The following is a 23324-nucleotide window of genomic DNA, read 5'->3' as shown; positions in this document are numbered from 1 at the left end:
TCTTTAAGAGGGTCTTCTATGGATATTCGACAGATGCCCTTTAAGTTATTTCATTTCATTTAGCGAGAGTCTCATGAAAAAACGATCTATTTTACCCCTTATGATTTTAAGCTGTGTTTTTGGACTGTCCGCCCCAGCTTATGCTTCTAAAGCCAAGCCTTTCACCTGCCAAGATGAGGCCGATCGCTATTTGATACAGCATTATAACTGTGGGTGCCATCACTATAACCGTAAAGAATGGCGCCAAGCATCGAATGAATTTGAAAAAGTCATTCACTTTTTCCCTGATTCAGAAGAGGCGGCCGAAGCTTATTACTATTTGGGGATTTGTTTTTTTGAAATGAAGGAATATGACTTCTCAAATCAAGCGTTTTCCAATTATATCACCGCCTCGACACAGCCGTCCTTCTTCGAAGACGCAGTCTATTACAAATTTTGTATTGCTGAACACTTCAAACGGGGTAAAAAAAGAAGACCTTTAACTTATCGCTACTTTCCAAAATGGCTGCCAGGGCAAACATTAGCACTAACCATCTATGATGAAGTCGTTGTGGCGCTGCCCAATCACGATTTGACCGTTTGCGCTCTTTATTCTAAGGCAGAGCTCTTGCAGAAGATGGAAAATTATCGCGAAGCCATTGATACTTATCAAACGCTGATTCGCCGCTTCCCCAAACACGAAATGACGCCGACTTGCTATCTCAAGATTGCCGAATCCTATTGTCAGCAAAGCGTGTATGAATTTCAAAATCCAGATATTTTAGCCTTAGCCGAGCTTAACGCACGCAAGTTTAAAGAAGAGTTTCCCCGCGACGAGAAAGTGGAGGAGGCAGAAGGGTATGTGTCTCGCATTAAAGAAATGTATGCTAAGGGATTATGCGATGTAGGTCTCTTCTATGAGAGAATGAGCCAGCCAGGCGCTGCTGCGATCTATTATCAAAGTTCGATCGAGGAATTCCCAGAGACTCGCGTGGCCGATTTTTGCAGGGCGCGTCTAAAGTGCCTGGGTTGCGATAGTCCTGAATGCGATGCTCCTGAATGCGAGAGTCCGGAAGGGGATGTTGCAGAAGGGGATGATGTTCAGCGAAGCGATTCTTGCGAAGAACAAGAGTTGCGTGATGAGGGCAGAGTCGAGCCATTCGAAAGCCATACCCAGCCTATGAATCCAATTGAACCGCCCCACAGGGAGCCTGTGTATAGCGAGCCTGTTTCCAACGAAGTGTCTAATGAGCCTGAAGTACCTAGCGAGCCGGCATACGATGAGCAAGTATATGAACAGGTAAGCAGTGAAGCGTTTTACAGCGAGCCGGTCTATTCCCCCTTGCCAATGCCTGAGTATCCAGATGATGCCTTGCTCAATACCCCTATCCTGATCGAAGAGGATATCTATATTAGAAAGCCCTCCTATGAAGGTTTCTCCGAAGAAGAGAATCATTTCGGAGTTCCCTATTACAAGGAGCCTGTGCCGCCAGCCAACTATCAAGAGTGCGACATAGAAGAAGATTTAGAAGCTCCAGCTCCTTACTTTTTGCATTACAGCCTATTGAAAAAGAAAGAAGTTGAGCGCCGCGATCGGAAAGGAAGAACGTGCTCTGATGATTAGAATTCTTCGCTTGAGCTTCTTAGCCTTGTCTCTAGGAGTAATGGGGTGCACGCTAAAAAGCTGCCAGTATCAGTTTGGCCGAGGAGAGCTTTCAGAGCGCTATCGCACCATCGCAATTCCTTATGCAGAAGGAGATAAAGAAGGGGGGCTCACAGCAGAGGTCATCCGGCGGATGAGCGAAACGGGAGCTTTGCGTTATGTCTCTTCAGGGGGCGATTTGACTTTGACGATCAAATTAATCGAATTACGTGATGAAAATATTGGTTTTCGTTATGATCGCAAGAAACAGGGCGAATTAAAGAAAACAATTATTCCTACAGAATCGCGTTTAAGTGTGGTTGCCGAAGTATCTGTCGTCGAAGCATGTAGCGGGCAGGTCATTCGGGGACCCACACGAATCAAAACCAGTGTCGACTTTGATCACGACTATTATTCTAGTTATCGTGGTATTAACGTTTTTTCATTAGGCCAGCTCAATGACTATGATGCAGCCCATGACGCTGTCATGTATCCTCTCAATCGCCACTTAGCTGAGAGAATCGTGGACTACGTCATTAATAGCTGGTAAGTAGTCATACATAATATTTTGTCTGTGTAGCAGAAAGATAGATTTCTATGCATAAGAAGACATTTTCAGCCAGCTTAGCAAGCCTCCATGGCATGCTGGAATTTATCCAGGCGTATGGACAAAAAAAGAGCATCGATACCTTCGTGCTCAATAAAATCATTCTTGCCGCAGAAGAAGCCCTCGTCAATATCATCCATTATGGCTATCCCGAAAAAAATGGAACCATCGAGATTACGTGCGAAGAGCCGGGCCGTAAGCCGGGTATACGCATCTTGATCAAAGACCAAGGCATTCCCTTTAATCCGGTTGAAAAAGCTCCCTCTGGAAAAGATTATAATCCCGAAGAATTAAAAGTTGGGGGATATGGAATCTATATCTTTGTCGGCATCATGGATAGGGTCGAGTACAGAAGAAGAGACGAGGGGAATATTTTGTCTTTGATTAAATATCTCTGAGAAAAAAGGTTATTGACCTCTAAGCCGTGTTTTTATACTTGGCTAACATCTGTTCGTTATCTTGAATTTCGGCCAGAAACTTCTCGAGTACTTTGAGTACTAGCTTTGATGTATTGTAGACGCCTGATGCTATGAAGGCAGCCTCTAGTTGAAGCTCTTGATCAAGCTTATTAAGGGCTATTAGAGTGTAAGTCACAGGAATATTGTCTACTCGATCGGGAATAATCCAGACAATATAGTCATCATTAACTAAAGTGATCTTTTCGGACGATTCAATGATGTGAAAATAGCGGGTTAAACTCGGATCTTTCCGCTTCGTGGCAGGCTGAAAATGCAATAAATCGAAATGATGCAAAAGATCAAGGTTTACTAGAAAAATCCCTTCCGGAATCCAATAAAAAAGATCCTTAACGAACTTCTTGTATGATTCTTCTATGAGAGCTAAATTATGCATAATTCATTCCCTCTCTTCCCTCTTATAATTATTGTAGCGCTTTTTAATTAGAAATTCAAATAATTAATGCAGTGTTTTTATTTATAAATTGTAAGGGTAAATCATTTGCTTTAGAATCAGTTTGAGTTTTAGAGTTAGTTTGAATTTAGGGAAGAGTTTTGAAAGGAAATTGAAGAATTGCTTGATATAAGGGGTTATTTCGTGTATAGATATAGGATTTTATAAACTTATGAAGAAATCGCCTTTTTTTTCTTATTTTTCATTTAATCATTGGTTAATCTGTTTAATGGCATCCGCCTGCTCTTTTTTAGGAGCCGAGCCTTTGAATTTTACGATTGCTGGTGAGTCTGCTATTTTGCTCAACGCCGATTCAGGCGCTATTTTATTTGAGAAAGAGGCATACGCCTCTCATTATCCTGCTAGCACAACAAAAATTGCGACAGCTTTATATGCCCTCAAAAGAAACAAAGCTTTGGATCAGGAGATTGTCGCAGAGCAGGACTCTTTGGTAACTCTTTCTCAAGAGGCGAAGCGCAAGTCCAATTATACAAAGCCAGCTTATTGGTTAGAGCCTGACGGGACGCACATAGGGTTGAAGAAAGGGGAGTCGATGAGCTTGCTTGATCTAATGGGCGGGATGCTGATTTCTTCAGGGAATGATGCCTCTAATGTGATTGCGCAAGCGATTGGGCCAACGATTCCAGAATTTATGAACCAAATGAATGCCTATCTGAAAGACATTGGCTGCAAGCAGACGACTTTTTACAATCCGCATGGTTTGCATCATCCCCAGCATCAGACGACAGCTTATGACTTGGCGGTTATGACTAAAGAGGCTTTAAAAGAGCCTGTCTTTTGCCAGATCATTGCCCAAAAAAAGTTTTTAAGGCCTAAAACAAATAAGCAGGCGGCGACGACGCTTTTGCAAACCAATCGCTTGATTAGACCAGGGCCTTTTTACTATAGCAAAGCGATAGGCGGCAAGACGGGTTATCACTCCAAAGCTAAGAAGACCTATGTTGGTGTGGCTCGCTCAGAAGGGCGTACTTTGATTGCCGTTTTGCTGGGCTATAAAGAACGCAACGCCATTTTTCAAGATGCGATTAAATTGTTCGATGCTGCATTTAATCAACCGAAAGTCCAGCGTACCTTTCTCAAAAGCGGCAAACAAACATTTTGCCAGGATCTTTCTTATGCAGCTTGTCCGCTTCAAACCTCTTTGAATGAACCAATTCAATGGGAGTATTATCCAGCCGAAGATCCTAACGCCAAGTGTTTGCTTTATTGGCAAGTGCCTGAGTTGCCGATTGCAAAAAATCAAAAGGTTGGAGAGATACACCTTGTGGCCCAAAATGGAATGCTCTTGAGCAAAAGTTCACTCTTAGCTTTAGAGGAAGTTCCTCTTGCATGGCCCCATAATTGGATTGCAGGCACGGTAGCTTTTTTCAATTCTCTTTCTTGGATTGGTATAGGCATCATTTGCCTCATGTTCAGCGGTACGTTTTTATTGATTTGTCTTTTCAAACAAAAGAATTAGGGCGTGGCGTTAATGCTAGAATAGGGTAAAAGTTAACTTTCGCAAGTCATTTGCCATTAATCGCTCTACGAAGCTCACATTTTTTCTTATTCCGTTACCCACAGCTTCCTAGGCGGTCCATTGTGGGTCGGCCTACTGGATTCTCACAGCATCCAAACGCGGGCTGCTGGATGGAAATGAGTCGAATCTGGTTCTTCTTATCCAAGCCTACTCTTTTTGTTAATGTCCATAAAGTAAGCGTGTTAGAGGCCTTTAGGTCGACTGATTTTAGAGCCCGCAGTGACGCAAGGAACTATGGGTAAATGAGATGAAAAATAATGAGAGCTTGGAGAGCGACTGAGCCGGATTGGTAAAGCAACTCGATGTTGCGCTAAAAGGGGGTGCAAACGGGTTTAATTTTTTCAAGAAGAGAAAAACATTATATTAACTCTGCAGTGAGGAATTAATTAGCTATTTTCTTAAGATATGATACAGCTTAAGGAAATCATCCAGCGATAAGACTTCTGGACGGGCTAGAGGATTTTGTCCAATGGCTTCTAAGGCTTCAGAAATTTGGTGAGGATCGAATAGAGACTTGAGGGAAGCGCGCAGCATCTTGCGTCTATGCTCAAAGGCTGTCCGCGTTATTTTGAAGAATTCTTCGGTATTGACATTGGGAGGAGGTTCTTTGAGTTCTAATACAACGATAGCCGAATCGACTTTAGGAGCCGGATAAAAGCAGTTGCGACTGACTGTAAAAGCGTAGCGTGGTGTGGAATAGAAGTTTAAAAAGATGGTGAAAGAGCTATAATCAGATGTTCCGGGAGCGGCCGTCATTCTCCTTGCGACTTCTTCCTGGACCATGACGGTGAGGGAAGCGAAAAGGTGCCTGTGGACAACCATTTCACTCAAGATGGGTGTAGTCAAGTGATAGGGAAGGTTGGCAATGACTTTAGCGCGCTGATCCTCTTTAAGGCGTAGTGGGAGCTCCTTTTGTACGGGAAAGAGCATGATGTCTTCGCAAAACACTTCAAGTTGTTTAGAAGGCGTCTGGAGTCTTTCGAGAGCTTGCGCGAGCGTCGAGTCTTTTTCGACAGCGACAATGTGCGCTCCGGCTTCTAGCATGGCCTGGGTCAATGAACCTGGTCCTGGACCGATTTCTAAGACGAGATCATCCGGTTGTACGGCCGAGGCTTTGACAATTTTGCGGATGATATTGCCGTCAATTAAAAAATTTTGAGACAGCCCCTTTTTAGGGAATATTCCCAGTTCATTTAAAAAAAGACGCAATTCGCTCGGCTTATAAATCGGCATACGACCAAGTGACTTATTTCAATATAAATGGTTGATAATCGGCTGGCAGCATGGCTTGCAAATCGCTATCGCGGATGTAAAAATGCTTGCGCAATTTTTCAATGTACAAGTTGGTCTCTTGCTCGGCCACATCGTTGAGTAAGCGTTCTTTTAAGACGCTTTCCATTTCTTTGAAAGTCGGGTAGCCGCCAGGCAGTTTCTCTTGAACGTATAAAATGCGATAAACAGTTGTATGTTCCGCACGGCTTTTGTTGGCAAAGGGCTGGCTGTACATGCCATTGTCCATGCCATCTAAAACTTGCTTGTACGCCTTTGAAAGTTCTTTTTCATTGTTTTTAATGACACTTGAAACAGTTGCTTTCCCTTTACGGCCAAGCAATTTGCGCTCTTTCAGTTTGCTGGCAACTTCATCCAAAGATACACCTTGCATGAGCAGATCGTAAGCTGCTTTGGCTATTTCTTCCGATTTTTGCAGGTTGCGGTCTTTAATGGTTAGAACGCGGTAATTCCAAATCGTTAAGCGGGCATTAGCCGGATCTTGTATGAATTCATCATACGTTTTACGCACCTTGGCAGGAGTTACAAGTCGTAAAGCTTTTCCGTTGACTCGTGAACCGATCATACGGCGCAAGAGGATATCGCCCTGAACCATCTTTGCAGCTTCGTCGAAGCTGAGCCCTACCTTATCTAAATTCGCAATGATGTTTGGGCCAAAAGAAGACTCCATTTCCTGCCTGACATCGCCGCTCGAGACTTCAACCTTGCTTTCTTGAGCATCGGCTAGGATGAGTTCTTTGTTAATCAGATCTTCTAGCGTATACTTCCAGTTGTATTGATAGTATTGGTAGCGTGCTTCGGATGAAGAAAGGTATTGCGGAAATTGCTTGTAAAAGGCGACATCCATTTTTTTGACGATGTCAAATGTAGAAATCGATTTGCCGTTGATACGGGCCAGAATGCGATTGTTGATAAAGATTTTGGGCTCTTCTCGCTGAGGTGCGCTCATTAATGAATCAGCTATGGCAGCTTCTAAAGAACACAATCCCAAAAAAAAGGCGCTAAGGCCGATAAAGATAAATTTTTTCATAGATGGGAATATCACTAAGGCGTTTAAGGTTTGTGCAATATGATAGAATTATGCTCTTTTAAGGACAACTCCAAAAAAGCCATCCATTTCTCCTTGAGCCGGGAGCGATTGAAAGATTTCCCCTTCAACTTGAAGCTGGTAAGTCTTAATAAAGTGCTCGAGTTGCAGCTGATTCTCTTCTTTCAAGACGCTACAGGTTGCATAGACGATGCGCCCTTCTGGATGCAAGAAACTCAACGCTTTTTCAAAAATCGTTCTTTGTTGGCCGATGAGGCGGGGGAGAGTGTTTTCGTCAAACTTCCATTTCATATCAGGATTGCGCCGCAGCGTTCCGGTGCCTGTACAAGGTGCATCGACTAAAACCCAATTCATTTTCTTTTTCAGCTTGTTCAGATTAGGGCTGTCAGGAAGAAGAATCTGACTGTTTTGAATGCCGGCGCGCTTGAGGCGCTTGCGTGCTTCTTGCAAGGCAAAGGGGCGAATATCGTGAACGTAAATTTGCCCTTTATGCTGCATAGCAGGAGCTAAGGCCAATGTCTTGCCGCCCGATCCTGCACAGTAATCTAAAAATTGATCACCTGGCTGGACGCGAACGAGTTGAGCGAGTAATTGGCTTCCTTCATCTTGCACTTCAAAAAGGCCTTCTTTGAATTCGGGGAGGCCGAAGAAGTTAATTTTTTTGTGAAAGACGATCCCGTCTGGGGATATTTTGGTTGGGGAAACCTTGTATTGCGAATCCCAGCTCTGCAATAAGGCATCGCGTGTTGTCTTCAGGGCATTGACCCGCACTGTTGTCGGAGCCGGAGTGTTGCTGATTAAGCACAATTCTGTCGCTTTATCCGTACCATAGTTGTCTTCAAAAAGGCTAAAAAGGTAAGGGGGAAAGCTCACGCGCGTATGCAAAGGAATGTCTGTTTTTTGCTGAATTGCTGCTTGGTCAAGCGTTTGAAAAGCTTCATAGCGATCCAACCAGCAAGCATAGGGAACCAGGTAATCGAGCAGCCCTTTCCAACGAATCAAAGCATAAATCGTTTCGGCTATGAAGGCGCGGTCTTTTGAGCCTAAGGCGGTGTGTTCCCGAAAATAGTGGCTTATGAATAAGTCAAGCGGGAGCGTCTGCTTGTCATAAGCTTCGAGTAAAGTTAATAAATGGTGCTCGCGAAAGGGTATTTTTTGTGTCATGCCAGAGATTATAGGCTAGAGCGGAGTTGAATGAAAGAGATTTATACCCAAAAAGCTGAGTTAAGCTTTAAAAATTCTGTAGTCAAATGTTTCACCGATTCGGCCGCTCTTTCAAAGATGACTGTCGCAAAACCAAGCAAAGGAGTGTAGTCCTCTGCTTGGTTTCGATTAATGAAAATGAGACGCGATCTGCTGGTTGCTTTGCAGTTATGGATCAAATTCAACTAGGTGCAGCTGATTTGGAGTTTTAATGATGATCCGCTGATCCGCCATGGTCAGGCTGTCAATGGTGCGGCATTTGACCTCAATTTTCAATTTTCCCATGTTCTCCCCGTCGCTTACATTCCAAACAAATAAGTAACCGCTGATGTAAGCCAGTAAAAGGTTATTTTCGATTGCCAATTTATCGCTTTCGTTCATAAGAGGGTGAATACATGGAAACGAGGGGGTGAGAGCGTACAAGAGTCTTTCTTGTTTCCAATTCCACACGTAAATGATTAATTCGCCTTGACTGTCTACTGAGATGGCTGCGACTAGATCGTTTTTTACTAAAAGCTTGCGAAAGCAAGGCTGCGTCTCATTCCAATCAACTAGTGTTTGCGTACCTGCATGAGGATGCTTCAAAGCGCCGATTTTCTCCCCATCCAGCTGGTAAAGAGAAATCTCATTCTCTGCTGCGAGTGCCACAGCTATGATTTCGCAGCTGCAGTCCATGCAATCGGAGAGGTAGGTTGCATAATTCTTGGGATTTAAATCGACCTTTAAAATGGATTGGCAATCTTGGCTTATATCAAGCTGATGGATACGCTCCAGACCAATGGTTGATCTTGTAGGGTCATTGCTAATAGAGACGAATGTCTTTCCTATTTGATAAACCTGTCTTATATTTTTATGCATAGTTGGGAAAGCAGAAATGATCTTTTGAGGGATATCTTCGTTGGCATATTCGACATAGGTTCGGCTAGTTGAGATTTTTGCAATCACGTATGGGTTGTTGTCGATGCGCTGTTCATTATTTTGAAGAATGGGGGTCTCGGAAGAGTGAAGCGGCTTAGGGAGCGGCCGGTTAGAATCTAGCGAATGAAAATGACTGTCCGATTGCAGGTAGACCAAGTTGCCTTTTACAGTTAAATGGCTCGTTCTTCTAAAAAATGTATATACAGAACGGTTATGGCAGCCGCTTAAATGAGAGCGCATCTGTTTTAAGAAAATGTGATTCTTGCGATAGATCTCTTCCCATTTGAGTTGTTCACAGTTTTGTGGCCAGCTTTTTTGTTGGCAAAAACATTTCCAGAGGCTTTCTCCTTCGGAGCTATTTTTCACTATCCAATTTATATTTTTATTAATAATAGAGGCTTTCACATATTCAGTGGCAGAATTGAATGAAAAAATCAGTAAAATGATCTCTAAAGGAAGATCTTGAAGTGATTTTTCAGATCGTTCTTTCTCAACATTTTTTCTATCAATGCGTTCAGGTCTTCCGAACCGCTTCAAAAATGATGTGAGACAATTTAATAGCATATATTCCTACAATGATGAATGTAATTTATTTAAAAGGGATGCATAGCCAGGCATAATGCCATGGCTACTAGGTATTAAGTTTAGTTACTTTTTAAACACAGTGCTGGCTTAAGGCTTCTGAGATAAATCGATGCATTGAGTTGATGAGCAATTCAATGACTTGTCGAATTTAAATACGTGGAGTTTTTTTATTGAGCCGAGCACAAGACAATTGTCGACGAAAGCCAGGTGATTGATGAGCTCATTCTTAATGTTTAACTTTAAATGCACGATGTCTTCTCCATCCTCCAAATTCCAAACGCATAAAGAAGCATCCATCCAAACAAATAAGCTATTATTTTCCACTCTAATGACACTTTTCCATAAGTGGTTTAAGTGCGATGCTTCGAGCTTTAGAGGGCTTTTGGTGTTTTGGCCAAAGGCATAGAGAAGTGTTTGAGTCTTCCAATTCCATACATAAACCGCAGGCTTCTTGTTTTTATTGATTCCTGTAGCAATGACCAAATCATCTTTAATGAGAACCTTGTAAAAATAATGCAGGCGGTTGTCTTGAGAGATATCGATGAATGCCTCGCCTAATAAGGTGTCTGGATGCTTTAAAAGATGAGAGACCGCATTTTCAAAATCGTAGATCAAAATTTCACTCTGACCAGCTGGAGCAACGGCTAAAATTTGTGTGCTCACGTCGAAACAATCGAAGGTGTAGTTCTCTTGCCCGGTGGGGTTGACATTCATTTCAAAAATGGGATTACCAAACTCCCGAATTTCAAGCGAATGAATACTCATCAGGGTATTGGAGCGTGCAGGATCGTGGCTGAGGCTGATAAATTTGTCTTTAACTTGATAAACGGATCTTAACTTATTGAAAGAGTGAGGAAAGGCTTTCCCGATGCTATCCAGCGTCTTTTGATCGCGCGATTCGATGAAGGGGGTAATAGATACGGATGGCAATTGATTTCTAGGTATTGTTACTTTCAATACTAGATGCGGATTTAAATCGATCACCTGCTTTTGATCTGCAATCGAAGAATCACCTAAAAGAGGGGTGGACTTTAGATTAATCGAATAGTTTTTACCATCCGTTTGCAAGTAGACCTTTTCATCTTTAATGAAAGGGAGAGTCAGAGTGACGGGAAATGAAAAAGTGGTTTGCTGATAGTGTTGTCTTGATAAATTTGGTAGGGTTGCATTCAAAAAAATGTGGGTGTTTTGGTACACATCTTTCCAAGGAAGTGATTCGGTTGAATGGGAACTTTGCGACCATTTCTTACTCTCACAATAGGCTTGCCAAATCAGATCTGATAATGAACGCTCTTCGAGCTTGCCTTTAATTGTTTTATTGAGGAGATGGTTTTTAAGAAAATCGGATGGAGGAACGAAAGAGAGGATATGCGCAAACAGCTCAAAGGGCAAGTCCTTTCCTTGCCCCGCTAAAAGGGGAGGATACGGAGATCGAGCTGTTTCACAACTGGATGCAGTGTGTGTGCAAATGGGAAAGCATTGCTCTATTAGTGATCGAAAACGGGCAATCATTGTATTCCTATTAATTTTAATTAGTTGCTTTATTTTTAAGTGTCTTGGAAATGTAGTGTTTTATTAATGAAATTTAACTATGTAAAAAATGAATGGCATTTGTTTGCATGGTTAAAATGAAGGATAAGATTTATGTTTTTTGACTTGATCCGATCGGGTTAGGATTTTTTAAACCAGTGGGTTCGCTTGCGTTTTTTCTGTACTGTTAAAGTTTGGGAATTGACATAACAGCTTACGCGCTTATTCATTTTTAGAAGCGGGTCGAATTCGAACGTTCTTGCTCACAGGCCCCATCATGTGACCATTCCTTTTGCCGCAATACAGTTTTCAAATAGTTTGACTTTTTCCCATTTCTTCAATTCTTTGTTTAATTTTTTATTAATTAAAAAGGCATTTATTAGTCCGGCTACGTATTAGATGAAAAGATAATCATGATGAGTTCGCGAGGTAAATCTGGAAACTCCATGCGCTCTCTCGGTTTAAATTCCCTACTCTGATCGCGCAAAGTACGATCTAATTTTATTAAACATTTAAATGATCCTTTATTAAAGTTGAACTGAATGAGTATGGTTACATGTGTGTTTATTTCCAATGATTAAAAATAAAATAGTTCTATTTTAAATAATCTTTTGGGTTTTTTTGATCAAAAAATAGATTGATTGAGCAGTGAAAAGGCAGGAGCAGGCCGCAAAAAAATTAAGATAAAGGCTTATTTTTTCCAATCCAGCCCCTATTACGCGTTGGGGTCTGTGGTAAAGATGCAAAAGGGGTTTGAATGAAAAGAGCAGACACTCTAAGCTTAAATTCTCTTTAAAATGCTATGAAATCGAATTTTAAAACTTTGATTTTAAGCTTAAATGTAAATTTTAGTTGCTGTTTTTGCGAACAGTTATCTTAATACACTCATATTAAAATACATTCGTTGGTTAGGCTTCTCTCATGTTTAAGATTGCACTCATTTGTGGAGGTCCCTCGCAAGAGCGGGGAATTTCTCTCAATTCAGCCCGTTCTGTGTTGGATCATTTATCTTGCGAAGCCATTGAAATCATTCCTGTCTATGTCGACTACAACAAAAATTTTTATGCCTTGTCGTCTGCTCAGCTCTATTCGAATACACCTGCCGATTTCGACTTTAAATTGAATCAGACAGCCAAACGGTTAGATAGGCCGGAATTGGCAGATCTGCTTCGGTCGGTAGACCTTACTTTTCCAGTCATCCATGGCACGTTTGGAGAAGATGGAGAGTTGCAAGCTATTTTAGAAGACATGGGTGTGCCTTTTGTTGGAGCTAGTAGTGCAAGCTGCCGCCAGATGTTTTGCAAATACAGTGCTGGTAAGGTTTTAAAGCAAGCCGGATTCCCAACCCTTCCATCACTGCTTCTTACTTCAAATATGTCTCATGCTCTCGATAGCATTCGCGAATTTTTTGAGATGCATGGCCTGACAAGAGCCATAGTCAAGCCTTCTATTGGGGGATCTTCGATTGGTGTTTCCTCTGTTAGCACACCTGAAGAGGTCCTTCAAAAGAGCCAGGCTCTCTTTGAGAATGGGTTTGCTCAAAAAGTTCTCGTCGAGCCATTTTGCGAAGGACGTGAGTTTACTGTAATGGTCTTTGCCAATCGAGAGGGTTCTCCCGTGGCGCTTGTTCCGACTGAAATCGAAATGAGCTATCAAAACAATCAAATTTTTGACTATCGCAAGAAATACCTTCCAACCAATCAAGCAACCTACCATACACCAGCTCGCTTTGGAGATTCTATTACACAAGCGATCAGGCAACGAGTCGAAGCTATTTTTAAACTCTTCAATATGCGCGAATTTGCCCGCCTAGATGGTTGGCTCATGTCTGATGGAACGCTCTATTTTACCGATATCAATCCCGTAAGCGGCTTGGAGCAAAATAGCTTTTTGTTTAGACAGTCTTCTTTACTAGGGCTTACGCATCAACAAATTTTGTATTACGTCGTGGAACAGGCTTGTCGACGCCACCATCGCAAACCGCCGCTTTTAAAAGAGTCCTCCTCTACTAATCGCTCTGCAGTGCACGTCTTATTCGGGGGAAGCAATGCCGAGAGGCAAGTGTCGTTGATGAGCGGAACGAATGTATGGCTTAAGCTTTTGCGCTCAAGCCGTTTCATGCCAACTCCTTTCTTCTACGATGTGGATGGATTTATTTGGAAGCTTCCTTATGCCTATACCCTCGACCATACGGTAGAAGAAATTCATCAGCATTGTAATGCTGTTACGCAAGGGCGCCGGGACCTTCCTAGTTATCTTGAGGAGATTTTGCAAGCCTTAGGCATCCAATCCGAATTTTCTCAGCAGCCGGAAAAAATGTCCTTACAGAAATTTCTGCAATTTTCTTGCCAGGAAAAAGCGTTTGTTTTTATTGCAATGCATGGAGGAGAAGGGGAAGATGGTACCCTACAAAGTTGTTTAGAGGCCTATGGATTGAAGCACAATGGATCTGATTCTAAAGCCTCAAGACTTTGCATGGATAAGTATTTGACAGGCGAGGTTATCAATCTTCTATCAGATCCTTCTCTTTTATCTATTCCTAAGCAAATCTTGCAAGTTGATGAGTTGATGAGCAATCCAACACTTGATTTTGAGGCATTATGGAAATCTATTTGTCAGGATCTGAAAAGTGAGAGATTTATTATAAAACCTCGCCAAGATGGCTGTTCAGCAGGAATTGTATTGATTCAGTCTCGATTGGATTTAGAGCGTTACTTTCGTTTCGCTAAATCGAAAATCACTTCGATCCCAGCCTATTCTTTTGAGAATCAAAAAGAGGTGATCGAGATGCCATCATGCCAATCTGGTGAGTATTTGATTGAACCGTACATTGAAACAGACCGCATTACGATTGAAAATCAAGTGCTGAGGCATACTCCTAAACAAGGATGGATCGAACTCACGGTGGGAGTGTTGGAATTGAATGGAGTTTACCGGGCGCTTAATCCAAGCATTGCCGTGGCAGAAGGGGCGGTACTCAGTTTGGAAGAAAAGTTTCAAGGGGGAACAGGGGTTAACTTGACACCTCCACCAGAGTCAATTATTTCGGCGCAGGCATCCAAAAAAATTAAGCACTTGATCGAAAAGGCGGCACAGAGACTTGGGATTGCAAACTACGCGCGCATCGATGTGTTTTTTAATATTCAGACCGAAAAAATGATCGTCATCGAAGCTAATACGTTGCCCGGTTTAACGCCGTCGACTGTTTTGTACCATCAGGGGTTAGCCGAAGAGCCTCCTTTAGCTCCCGTTAAGCTATTAGAAACCTTGATTCTTTCCAGAATTGAAAAAAAAGAAGGGTGGAATCTCTCTGATAAAGTTGAAGAAGAATTGCTATCATGTGTGGATTAGAAGTCATTTAAGTGGACGGCTTTTCATGTGATACAGAAAGTCTAAGGGAGTTAGGGTAAAATAGTGATATTCCGAGAAAATCAGTTAGTTGCGAAAGAGTGTTTATTGACCACTTTTCAAAAATATGCCTTGCTGGCCGTCTCTTTTTTGATCGTCGCCTTTGGACAGCCCGTTTGGAGTGTCTGGCTTGGACTCCTTGCGGCTATTTGTGGATTCGCCCTTTTTTGGCGCGTATTGCTGGCCATTCCATCTAGAAAAGAGCGCTTTTATGTCGCAATGGGATGGTACGCGGCTGTGCAAATGGTTCAGCTCGGCTGGTTTGCTTCTCATCCATACGCCTATATTTACGGTGTCTTATTTTTCTGTGCCTGGTTGATGGGGACTCAGTTTGGGCTCTTGGCTTTGGCTATCCATCCTTCCACTTTCAGACGCCTCTCTTACTTGCTTGCCTTGGCTGGTGGCTGGACAGTGCTTGAGTGGTCTCGTTTATTCATTTTGTCGGGCCTGTCTTTCAATCCTGTGGGATTGGCATTATCGGGGGCTGTGTATCCCTTACAGCTCGCATCGGTGGGCGGTATTTATCTGCTCTCTTTTTGGGTCATTCTGACGAATTTGTGCATTTTGCGTGCGTGGCTTTTTCATTGCCGTTTTGCCCAGGTTGCAACAGCGCTTGGCTTGGCCTTTTTTCCTTATTTAGCGGGGGCCATCCATTTTCACTACCATGCAGGGCAAATGGGGCAGGATCCAAGGTCGGTTGCCGTCGTTCTTGTTCAGCCGGCATCGCCGATTGAAGAAAATATGGGGTTTCAAAGCGCTGAAGAAGCGCGTGACTTCGTACTACACGAATGGATCAATATTTTGGCGACAACGCAAAAGCAGCTCGGACGAAAAGTCGATCTCATGGTTCTGCCAGAATACGTTGTTCCCTATGGAACGTTTCATCCTGTTTTCCCCGTCGACAGTATCAAAGGGGTGTGGAGGCAGCTGTTTGGTCCGCAGGCCTTAGAGGCTTTGGCTCCGCTTGAGGAGCCTTATGCGGCCCTTTTGCAGACCGATAATGGAAAAAAATGGCTTGTCTCTAATGCCTTCATCGTACAATCGCTAGCCAATTTATTCCAAGCCTATGTAGTAGTTGGCTTAGAAGATAGCGTCTATGTCGATGAGGAGCAGAGCCGTCATGAGTCTTATAGTGCGGCCTTTCACTTTTCTCCCAACAACTTGCCGGCAGAGCGGTATGAAAAGCGTGTACTGGTTCCTATGGGAGAGTACATTCCTTTCGAGTTTTGCCGCCAATTGGCTGCTCGGTATGGCATCGCTGGCTCTTTCACCTGTGGCAAAGAGGCTAAGATTTTTGAAGGGCCAGTTCCTTATGGCGCCACCATCTGCTATGAGGAAACGTATGGTGATTTGATGAGGGATAATCGACGAAAGGGGGCGGAGCTGTTAGTCAATTTGACCAATGATGGGTGGTATCCTCATTCCCGTTTGCCAAAGCAGCATTTTGACCATGCGCGGTTGCGTACAGTTGAAAGCGGTATTCCCTTAGCAAGAGCGTGCAATACCGGGATTACGGGAGGTATTGACAGCTTGGGACAAATCGTTGGTGTCTTAGGACCCGACCACATGCAAACACAAGAACTGGCTGATTCACTGTATCTTGATATTCCAGCGTATCACTATCAAACCCTGTATGTACAATGGGGTGATCGCTTTATCTTGAGCCTCTGCAGCGTATTTATTTTGGCTGCCGTAATCATCAGAAAGAGAAATAGATAAAATTTAATAGACTTGATTTAAACTACTTGCTTCATTAACATGCTCGATCAATCTACTATTATTTCGGTTGCATTGGAAAGTTTAAACTATTTATATTCCATGAGTTTAGCTAGGCTCAGTTGTTTAGGGCGATCAGGTTTAAATAGCAATGCAGGCCTTATATTCTCATTTTTAACTGAAGGCTGATGTGGTTACGGTTAATCCCGCTTTAGAAACAATCGTTCGCAAACAACGTACGTTAAAAGAGGTTGCCGCTTTTTCTGGTATTGGCATCCATACTGGTAAAGAAGTAGGTTTGCGCTTTTGTCCTGCCAAAGAAGGGACTGGGATTGTTTTTAAGCGCATCGACTTGCCAGGGCAACCTATTATCCCGGCCACTGTTGAATATGTGCAAGACACCTCTCGCAGTACGACGATTGGGATTAAAGATGTTCGCATTCATACGGTTGAACACGTTCTTTCGGCTGTCAGAGCCTATCAAATCGATAATTTATGCATTGAAATTACAAGCATCGAGCCTCCTGTGGGGAATGGGAGCTCGGATGTTTTTGTTGAAATGATCGAAAAGGTTGGCGTGAGGGAGCAGGAGCATACCCTTCCCATTGTCAAAATACAGCAGCCTGTATATTGGTCAGAGGGGGATATTCATCTCGTCGCTCTGCCCTACGATGGCTATCGCATTAGCTATACCCTAAGCTATCCAGGTTCTTCATTTTTGCGGGGACAATTTCATTCTCTCTTAGTCACAGATGAGAATTTTAAAACAGAAATTGCCCCTTGCCGAACCTTCTCTCTTTATAAGGAGATTGCTGCTTTGATGGATCGCGGATTGATTAAGGGGGGAAGTTTAGATAATGCCGTCGTGATTAAAGATGACGTTATTCTCAGTAAAGGAGGGCTCTTCTTTCCCGATGAAATGGCTCGCCACAAGATTTTAGATTTAATAGGAGACCTTTCCCTAATCGGTTTTGATTTTCACGCGCATATTATTGCCATTCGATCCGGGCATCCTTCTAATTTTGCTTTTGCCAAAAAATTATTAAACCACATTACGATGGAGAGTCATTGATGGTTAATCTTTCAGACAACCCTCAGACATTGGACATTAATCAAATCATCAATATTTTACCTCATCGCTATCCTTTTTTACTGGTTGACCGAGTACTGGAAATGGATATTGAGAAGGGCTATATCTTAGCTCAAAAGAATGTCACGATTAACGAATCATTCTTTCAAGGCCATTTCCCTGGAGCTCCTATTATGCCGGGTGTGCTCATTTTAGAGGCTTTGGCTCAAGCGGGCGGCATCCTCGTCCATTTGAGAGGACCAGGAGATAAAATTGCGATTCTCCTAAACGTCAACAATGCAAAGTTTCGCCAGCCTGTCAAGCCGGGCGATGTGCTTCACCTGCGTGGACAAGGGCTGCACTTTAGCAGTAAAGGTGGGCGCATTAAGGCAGAAGCGCTCGTTAATGATAAAGTTGTGGCAGAAGCTGAAATAGGATTTGTGTTTGTCGATAAAAGCCAGATCTAAAAGCTATAACTAGAATTAATCATCCTTAAGTCAAGTAAAATTCGTCATGAAAAAGTCTTATCAAATTCATCCAACGGCTATCATTGCTCCGGGCGTTACGATTGGAGAGAATGTTGTCATTGAGCCGTACGTTGTCATTAATTCCCCCCATGTAGTCTTAGAAGATAATGTCGTTATTAAATCGCATGCTTATATAGATGGATATACAACGATTGGTGCGGGAACGACAATTTATCCTTCTGCAAGCATTGGTACGAAAACGCAAGATCTTAAGTTTCGCGGTGAAAAAACCTACGTCAAAATTGGTAAGAATTGCGATATCCGCGAATTTGTGACAATCAACTCTTCATGCCAAGAGGGGTCGGTAGTCGAAGTGGGCGACAATTGCTTGATCATGGCTTATTGCCACATCGCTCACAACTGTGTCGTAGGCAATCGGGTCATCATGAGCAATAATGCGACGCTTGCCGGTCATGTCACTGTCGAAGATAATGCTGTGATTGGTGGGTTAACACCGATTCACCAGTTTGTACGTATTGGATGCAATGCCATGGTTGGGGGAATGAGCCGTGTGACGCATGATATTCCCCCTTATACGATTGGTGCAGGAATTCCTTATAAATTCGGCGGCCTTAATCTGATTGGATTGAAACGGCATGGCTTCAGCCTGGAGGCGCGTCAGGAATTGAGTAAAGCGTTTAAATTACTTTATCGCTCGGGTTTGCGCTTCGAAGAAGCCTTAAATCAAATCGAGAGGGATCTCAAGTCTTTGCCTGAAGTTCGACATTTTGTGAGTTTCTGCCGTCAAACGAAGCGAGGCTTAATGGGCTTGCAAGGTGGGGATGACGATTCTTCGCAATTGGAAGAGGAAGAATCTCCTGAGCCTGTCGCTAAGCAAAAATAAATCGACCTTCAAAGAGGGTGTTTACACGTTTTGTAAATATCCTCTTAAAGGTCAGGATTTGGGTTTGTCTCTTTGCTGAAGATAAGCCCAAATTCCAAGCAAATAATGAAGAGTGCCGCATGAAAGTTGTTTTTTTGGTAACACCGCCTTTTGCAGCCCAAGTCTTGGATTTTCTTTTGCAAAATCAAGTTCAGGTGGTCGCTGTCATTTCTAAACCTGATCGCCCTAAGGGACGTTCTGGATCTCCAGTTCCTACACCTGTAAAATTAGTGGCCGAGGCTCATCAGCCTCCATTGCCCATCTATCAGCCAGAGCTTGTCTCTGCCGCTGAATTTGCCGATGTCCTCAAAGCCTATGAGGCTGATTTATTTGTCGTCGTGGCCTACGGCGAAATCATTAAGCAGCATTTGCTCGATATGCCGCGCTTGGCATGCATCAATGTGCATGCAAGTTTGCTTCCAAAGCATAGAGGAGCCGCTCCGATCCAGCGCAGTATCATGGAAGGGGAAAAAGAGACTGGCGTGACCATCATGCACATGGTCAAGAAAATGGATGCAGGCGACATGATTAAAAAGGTAGCCGTGGCCATCGGACCAGATATGACCTATGGAGAGCTTGAGACAGCGCTTTGCGAAGCTGGCAAGGAGGCATTGCTCGAAGTCATTCAGCAGTTTGAGCAAGGAGAGCCTTCAAGAGAGCCCCAAGATCATGCTTTAATGACCCTCGCTCCTAAAATTGAGCTGGAAGATTGCGAGCTGAATTGGAATGAATCGGCGCAGCACTTGCACGACCTGGTTCGTGGAGTTAATCCTCATCCCGGAGCTTGGTGCTATGTCGAGGTAAAAGGAGAGAAAAAGCGGTTGAAAATAGCCCGCACGCGCGTCGTTGAACATGCTCCTGCAGCTCCTGGCACAATCCTCAATCTGAGCCAGAATAAAGGGAACCTGCTGATCGCTACCAATGATCAAGCACTCGAGCTTGTTGACGTTCAATTGGAAGGTAAAAAGCTTATGACTTCCGAGGAGCTTACCCGAGGCATTTCCCGCACTCTCTTCTCATTCTTAGCTGCAACCTAGAGTTGTGGCTAACAATTTCTGCAAATACTTCCATAGCCAGAGGACATAACAGGTCCTCATCAATTTATTCGATTGACTCGTCCTTAATTAATTTTCTTTACAGATTCTATAACGCAGAATTTGAGGCCGGAGTTTTCCGAAAGCTCCTGATCCTTTCCAGCCACAGTGATTACCTAATACCCCATTTGCAATTTAATAAATTAGTTTGTTTTATTTAATTAAACTAATATTAAAAATTATTGTTTTATTAATATTTATGATTTATAATATTATTCTAATTAAATAACAATTACTGTTAATTAAAAATATTAGGGGAATAGTATGGTTGGTATTTTGAATACAGTAAGGTCAACTATTAATTACAGTTTAGATGCAAGTTTTCAAACTGCGAGCAGGATTGTATCGACACCGGGTTCAGCGAAGAAAGTTTTAGATTTTGCAGATAAAATCATAGCTGGATGCAATTATTATTCGGGTACTTCCTATTGCCCTGAACTCGTGAGAAGCATGAAGGGAACGACGGATTTAATCAATCTGTTCAACACGGCAAAGAATGGCATGTTTTGGTTGAACCCCTTTACTAAGGATTCGATTGATCAAGCACATTTTCAAAAAACCTTAATTCAATCTTTACCACAAGATGTAAAACTTGCCCAGCCTGAGCTTGCCAATCGGCTCGTGAACGAAGTATTCAAGGGGCCGCAAGCGTATTACTGCCAGGCCGATGTTTTTGATGCGCTGAAGCAAAGCTTAGTCGGTCATGGAATGAGTGACGAAGAGGCGGGATATATTGTTGGTCGAGTGGAGATAACGCAGAAGTCGAGGCCAATCCTGCAATTGCTGTCTACCTCCTGCTTTACACTCGTTGGGGTCGTAGGCAATATCCGAACACTCCAAAAATGGGGCCTACTCGATGGAGCTAAGATGGCAGAGATGGGGCAGCAAGCAGCTTCGATCGGCAGCCAGTCTAAGGTCTTCACGACGGTCATGCACTTTGGAGTCGATCAAGTCCTTGGCGTGATTGCAACGATTGGGACGTCGGTCAGCTTAGTTGATGCAATCATAAAGTCAGTCAAGGCTAAACAGACGTTAGATGATGCGGAGAGTAGAGAGCAGTGCGAGAAGGCGCAAGCTGCAATGACAAAGGCGCTGTGGGATTTAGGAACGACGGGATTAGACCTAATGGCTTTAGCGGTTCCCTTATTCTTTGCAGTCAGTCCTCCAGTTGCCATCACCTTGGGAATTGTTTCTAAGGGGACAGGTTTGTTCAAAATTATTTACTTTGGTTAAGAGGGCTTATGCAGTTGACACGCGCCTTTCAAACAGTTTCTGGCAAAATGATCGAATGGGCTGATAAGACCGTTTCCCATACCAATGGTTTGCAGAAAATTACGCGCGTCAATATTTCGATTCTAAAGCTTACAGGAGTGATTTTTCCAGATTACAGGGATATGCTCACTCCTGTTTTAAGTGACTTATCGGCTTTTCGCAATCTCTGTAATAGTACCTTAACCATTACAACTTTAGCAAAGATGAGCGAGGCTAAAAAAATAACTATTGGCCATTGCTTTCAATTAATCACTCATGTATCTATGACGATGCATTTTCTCTATAGTGCCGGCATTTTGTCGGTTAAGGCAGGTGCGAAAGTTGCCTCTGAGACAGGGTCTTCAGCGGGTCAGTCAGTCTTGCAAGCTGCTTGGAAGGCAGTTTCGCGCAATCCTAGAAGCACGTGGATATGCATTGGTTCCACGTTTTGCATCGCAGGACTCATTGCTGGATATTATCAAGCTAGAAACGCAGACGAGCGCAGCAAAGCGATCTCTTTCGATAAATGCCTACTTTTTGCCAATCAAGCTGGCAAGATTTTAATCATTGCCCTTGGCGGCTATCAGGTTCCCGTCTTTTTAGGTTGCTTGGATTTGGGTGTCAGTCTTGCAAGCTATGCTCGCTTTCTCATCTTACCCAGAAACACTTCTCAATAAATTTTTGGGCTTTCCTTTTTTGCCTGAATTCTTGAGTCGCGAATAAAGAACATTATTCCTCTTGGATAACGTTATTTACTAAGCCGCTTTTCCGATTCATTTCATTTTTTACTTTTTCACACAGTTCCTAAAGTCCATCGTGAGCGCGGTAAGGAATCAAAAAATAAAAAACCTCCCAAGAGCGATCGAGTGTGCGTTAGAATTACTGCTTTTCTCTTTATTAAGACTTATTATTAGAGCTCCTTTCAATTAACTATCTCGTTTCTTTTGTGGCTTTTATTAGTTTTCAATGAGCTGAAATAAAGGGAAATTTTTACAAATTTATTACTTGAATTTTATTAGTTCGATCTGACAGAATTATTTTCCTACAAAAACTGCCGGGAGTAAAAGATGCGTGTATCGGAATTTGTAAATTATTGTGTTGATAAAGGTGCTAATTTCCTTGATGGATGTAAAAGAGAAATTAAGGATGGCCTTAAAACAGTGAGAGAAGCTCGCAATAATACTGATGTTTTTCAAAAGACTTGCCAAGTAGCCTTTGCTACTATTCAATTTACTAATTGGTATAAAGATTCGAACTCCCTGTCTAAATTTTCGTTCGTTCTTTCGACTGCAAATATGCATGACTTCTATTTGATTTTTAAAGAGCCGCGCCAATACTTTTTCCCTATTACCGCAGATTTGATCAATGCTCCTGCTGTTTTGGATGATTTGGTCGCAAAATTGACTCCACAACTTCCTGATGCATCTGCAGAAGCCATCCGCACATTTGCTCAGTCGCAATTGGAAGCGCAGCTCAAGGCGATGGCGAGCAATCAAGACGCTTACCGTTCAGTAGAAGAGTTTAAAGCAGTCTTGCAAACGCGCATTCGCTCCGCAGAGTTTGCGGCTCATAACGTGGCGGCTGTCAGCTTGACAGATCTTGAAGTGGCTGTTGTATCCAAATCATTGATCGAAAGAATCACGAGTATGAACTGGATTTTTGTCGATATCGGTTGCGTCGGACTCTATTTTCAAGGCTGGAACTTGCTCGATACCGAAAAGCTTGCCAATAGCGTCGGACAATGCAAAGTATTTGGCTGGTCGTTGAACCAGAGCCGAGCATTTAACTGGTCTGTCGCTCAATCATTGGAAGCGTGGGTAAGAGGAGCTGTGTGCTTCGGATACACTCTTAAATTGTACCAAGCTAGCCGTAATTTGTTAACACAGCGCTTAACACCTGAGGCCAAAAAGAGAGAGCTTTGGGATGTTGCTACCTCTACATTTGAATTGATCTATAATGGAGCCGGTTATTTGAATAAAATTGGCGCGCTCAGAGTATCTCCTGGCTTTATTTTCTTGGCTGCTATAGCGGCTAAAGGGTTAGGCATCGTGAGCATCCTGTACAAGCCTGAAGTCAAGTATTTTCCAGCAGCGGCTGCCGCTTAATAGACATTCAAATAATTATA

The 23324-nt window shown here is 42.9% G+C and carries 19 protein-coding genes; 13 read left to right on the top strand and 6 right to left on the bottom strand.

The window, feature by feature from the left end; all coding sequences use genetic code 11:
- Positions 1 to 73 precede the first annotated feature (73 nt).
- From PNK_RS09835 to PNK_RS09825, 3 genes are read left to right on the top strand one after another with little or no spacing between them, the layout of a single operon-like run.
- Positions 74 to 1603 carry a tetratricopeptide repeat protein gene (locus PNK_RS09835; RefSeq protein WP_059061787.1) on the top strand — a complete coding sequence of 510 codons (1530 nt, stop codon included), beginning with the start codon at positions 74 to 76 and terminating at the stop codon, positions 1601 to 1603.
- The gene (gene lptE, locus PNK_RS09830) at positions 1596 to 2171 is read left to right on the top strand and encodes an LPS assembly lipoprotein LptE (protein ID WP_059061784.1); all 576 of its coding nucleotides are present in this window, start codon (positions 1596 to 1598) and stop codon (positions 2169 to 2171) included. Before PNK_RS09835 ends, lptE begins: the two co-directional genes overlap by 8 nt.
- Positions 2172 to 2218: 47 nt before the next feature.
- Positions 2219 to 2626 (top strand): ATP-binding protein, encoded by a 408-nt coding sequence (locus PNK_RS09825; protein WP_032123896.1) that lies wholly within the window; start codon positions 2219 to 2221, stop codon positions 2624 to 2626.
- 19 nt (positions 2627 to 2645) lie between these two features.
- On the opposite strand, the gene PNK_RS09820 is transcribed toward PNK_RS09825, so the two are convergent.
- Positions 2646 to 3080 carry a hypothetical protein gene (locus tag PNK_RS09820; RefSeq protein WP_032123897.1) on the bottom strand — a complete coding sequence of 145 codons (435 nt, stop codon included), beginning with the start codon at positions 3078 to 3080 and terminating at the stop codon, positions 2646 to 2648.
- A gap of 229 nt (positions 3081 to 3309) precedes the next feature.
- Between PNK_RS09820 and PNK_RS09815 the strand changes: the two genes are divergently transcribed.
- A complete protein-coding gene (locus tag PNK_RS09815) occupies positions 3310 to 4617 on the top strand; it encodes a D-alanyl-D-alanine carboxypeptidase family protein (RefSeq protein ID WP_059061782.1) in 1308 nt (435 codons plus the stop codon).
- Between the two features lie 450 nt (positions 4618 to 5067).
- On the opposite strand, the gene rsmA is transcribed toward PNK_RS09815, so the two are convergent.
- From rsmA to PNK_RS09790, 5 genes are all read right to left on the bottom strand, one after another.
- Positions 5068 to 5910 carry a 16S rRNA (adenine(1518)-N(6)/adenine(1519)-N(6))-dimethyltransferase RsmA gene (gene rsmA / locus PNK_RS09810; RefSeq protein ID WP_059061780.1) on the bottom strand — a complete coding sequence of 281 codons (843 nt, stop codon included), beginning with the start codon at positions 5908 to 5910 and terminating at the stop codon, positions 5068 to 5070.
- Positions 5911 to 5923: 13 nt separating this feature from the next.
- Complete coding sequence (locus tag PNK_RS09805; RefSeq protein WP_059061779.1) at positions 5924 to 6997, bottom strand: peptidylprolyl isomerase; 1074 nt, start codon at positions 6995 to 6997, stop codon at positions 5924 to 5926.
- 48 nt (positions 6998 to 7045) lie between these two features.
- Positions 7046 to 8179 (bottom strand): RsmB/NOP family class I SAM-dependent RNA methyltransferase, encoded by a 1134-nt coding sequence (locus tag PNK_RS09800; RefSeq protein WP_059061776.1) that lies wholly within the window; start codon positions 8177 to 8179, stop codon positions 7046 to 7048.
- Positions 8180 to 8386: 207 nt separating this feature from the next.
- Positions 8387 to 9700 carry an F-box protein gene (locus PNK_RS09795; protein WP_059061775.1) on the bottom strand — a complete coding sequence of 438 codons (1314 nt, stop codon included), beginning with the start codon at positions 9698 to 9700 and terminating at the stop codon, positions 8387 to 8389.
- A gap of 108 nt (positions 9701 to 9808) precedes the next feature.
- A complete protein-coding gene (locus PNK_RS09790; protein WP_059061773.1) occupies positions 9809 to 11233 on the bottom strand; it encodes a hypothetical protein in 1425 nt (474 codons plus the stop codon).
- Positions 11234 to 12172: 939 nt separating this feature from the next.
- On the opposite strand from PNK_RS09790, the gene PNK_RS09785 reads away from it, so the two are divergent.
- The 9 genes from PNK_RS09785 to PNK_RS09745 all read left to right on the top strand — a co-directional run bounded on the left by PNK_RS09785 (position 12173) and on the right by PNK_RS09745 (position 23304).
- Positions 12173 to 14602: a D-alanine--D-alanine ligase family protein gene (locus PNK_RS09785; RefSeq protein ID WP_059061771.1), complete on the top strand. Its 2430-nt coding sequence runs from the start codon at positions 12173 to 12175 to the stop codon at positions 14600 to 14602.
- A gap of 63 nt (positions 14603 to 14665) precedes the next feature.
- Positions 14666 to 16378, top strand: a complete 1713-nt coding sequence (lnt, locus tag PNK_RS09780) for an apolipoprotein N-acyltransferase (protein WP_158021779.1) — start codon at positions 14666 to 14668, stop codon at positions 16376 to 16378.
- Positions 16379 to 16565: 187 nt separating this feature from the next.
- A complete protein-coding gene (gene lpxC / locus PNK_RS09775) occupies positions 16566 to 17447 on the top strand; it encodes a UDP-3-O-acyl-N-acetylglucosamine deacetylase (RefSeq protein WP_032123903.1) in 882 nt (293 codons plus the stop codon).
- On the top strand, positions 17447 to 17911 hold the full coding sequence (gene fabZ, locus PNK_RS09770; RefSeq protein WP_059061770.1) for a 3-hydroxyacyl-ACP dehydratase FabZ: 465 nt from the start codon (positions 17447 to 17449) through the stop codon (positions 17909 to 17911). The genes lpxC and fabZ overlap by 1 nt, the downstream gene beginning before the upstream one ends.
- 46 nt (positions 17912 to 17957) lie before the next feature.
- The gene (gene lpxA, locus PNK_RS09765; RefSeq protein WP_059061768.1) at positions 17958 to 18815 is read left to right on the top strand and encodes an acyl-ACP--UDP-N-acetylglucosamine O-acyltransferase; all 858 of its coding nucleotides are present in this window, start codon (positions 17958 to 17960) and stop codon (positions 18813 to 18815) included.
- Positions 18816 to 18934: 119 nt separating this feature from the next.
- Positions 18935 to 19891, top strand: coding sequence for a methionyl-tRNA formyltransferase (fmt, locus tag PNK_RS09760; protein WP_059062422.1), 957 nt, complete (start codon positions 18935 to 18937; stop codon positions 19889 to 19891).
- Between the two features lie 321 nt (positions 19892 to 20212).
- Positions 20213 to 21181, top strand: coding sequence for a hypothetical protein (locus tag PNK_RS09755; RefSeq protein ID WP_059061766.1), 969 nt, complete (start codon positions 20213 to 20215; stop codon positions 21179 to 21181).
- Between the two features lie 8 nt (positions 21182 to 21189).
- The gene (locus PNK_RS09750) at positions 21190 to 21876 is read left to right on the top strand and encodes a hypothetical protein (RefSeq protein ID WP_059061765.1); all 687 of its coding nucleotides are present in this window, start codon (positions 21190 to 21192) and stop codon (positions 21874 to 21876) included.
- A 390-nt stretch (positions 21877 to 22266) separates the two neighbouring features.
- On the top strand, positions 22267 to 23304 hold the full coding sequence (locus PNK_RS09745; protein ID WP_059061763.1) for a hypothetical protein: 1038 nt from the start codon (positions 22267 to 22269) through the stop codon (positions 23302 to 23304).
- The last annotated feature ends 20 nt before the right edge of the window (positions 23305 to 23324 follow it).

Source organism: Candidatus Protochlamydia naegleriophila, assembly GCF_001499655.1.
Lineage (GTDB): Bacteria > Chlamydiota > Chlamydiia > Chlamydiales > Parachlamydiaceae > Protochlamydia > Protochlamydia naegleriophila.
Note: the sequence above shows the minus strand (reverse complement) of the source record. Positions and strands in the feature narration are given on the sequence as shown.

Coding starts and splice junctions, on each gene's coding strand:
- PNK_RS09825 (WP_032123896.1), top strand. CDS start 2,219: ATGCATAAGAAGACATTTTCAGCCAGCTTAGCAAGCCTCCATGGCATG.
- PNK_RS09820 (WP_032123897.1), bottom strand. CDS start 3,080: ATGCATAATTTAGCTCTCATAGAAGAATCATACAAGAAGTTCGTTAAG.
- rsmA (WP_059061780.1), bottom strand. CDS start 5,910: ATGCCGATTTATAAGCCGAGCGAATTGCGTCTTTTTTTAAATGAACTG.
- PNK_RS09815 (WP_059061782.1), top strand. CDS start 3,310: ATGAAGAAATCGCCTTTTTTTTCTTATTTTTCATTTAATCATTGGTTA.
- PNK_RS09800 (WP_059061776.1), bottom strand. CDS start 8,179: ATGACACAAAAAATACCCTTTCGCGAGCACCATTTATTAACTTTACTC.
- PNK_RS09785 (WP_059061771.1), top strand. CDS start 12,173: ATGTTTAAGATTGCACTCATTTGTGGAGGTCCCTCGCAAGAGCGGGGA.
- PNK_RS09750 (WP_059061765.1), top strand. CDS start 21,190: ATGCAGTTGACACGCGCCTTTCAAACAGTTTCTGGCAAAATGATCGAA.
- fabZ (WP_059061770.1), top strand. CDS start 17,447: ATGGTTAATCTTTCAGACAACCCTCAGACATTGGACATTAATCAAATC.
- PNK_RS09790 (WP_059061773.1), bottom strand. CDS start 11,233: ATGATTGCCCGTTTTCGATCACTAATAGAGCAATGCTTTCCCATTTGC.
- fmt (WP_059062422.1), top strand. CDS start 18,935: ATGAAAGTTGTTTTTTTGGTAACACCGCCTTTTGCAGCCCAAGTCTTG.
- PNK_RS09795 (WP_059061775.1), bottom strand. CDS start 9,700: ATGCTATTAAATTGTCTCACATCATTTTTGAAGCGGTTCGGAAGACCT.
- PNK_RS09835 (WP_059061787.1), top strand. CDS start 74: ATGAAAAAACGATCTATTTTACCCCTTATGATTTTAAGCTGTGTTTTT.
- lpxA (WP_059061768.1), top strand. CDS start 17,958: ATGAAAAAGTCTTATCAAATTCATCCAACGGCTATCATTGCTCCGGGC.
- PNK_RS09755 (WP_059061766.1), top strand. CDS start 20,213: ATGGTTGGTATTTTGAATACAGTAAGGTCAACTATTAATTACAGTTTA.
- PNK_RS09805 (WP_059061779.1), bottom strand. CDS start 6,997: ATGAAAAAATTTATCTTTATCGGCCTTAGCGCCTTTTTTTTGGGATTG.
- lptE (WP_059061784.1), top strand. CDS start 1,596: ATGATTAGAATTCTTCGCTTGAGCTTCTTAGCCTTGTCTCTAGGAGTA.
- PNK_RS09745 (WP_059061763.1), top strand. CDS start 22,267: ATGCGTGTATCGGAATTTGTAAATTATTGTGTTGATAAAGGTGCTAAT.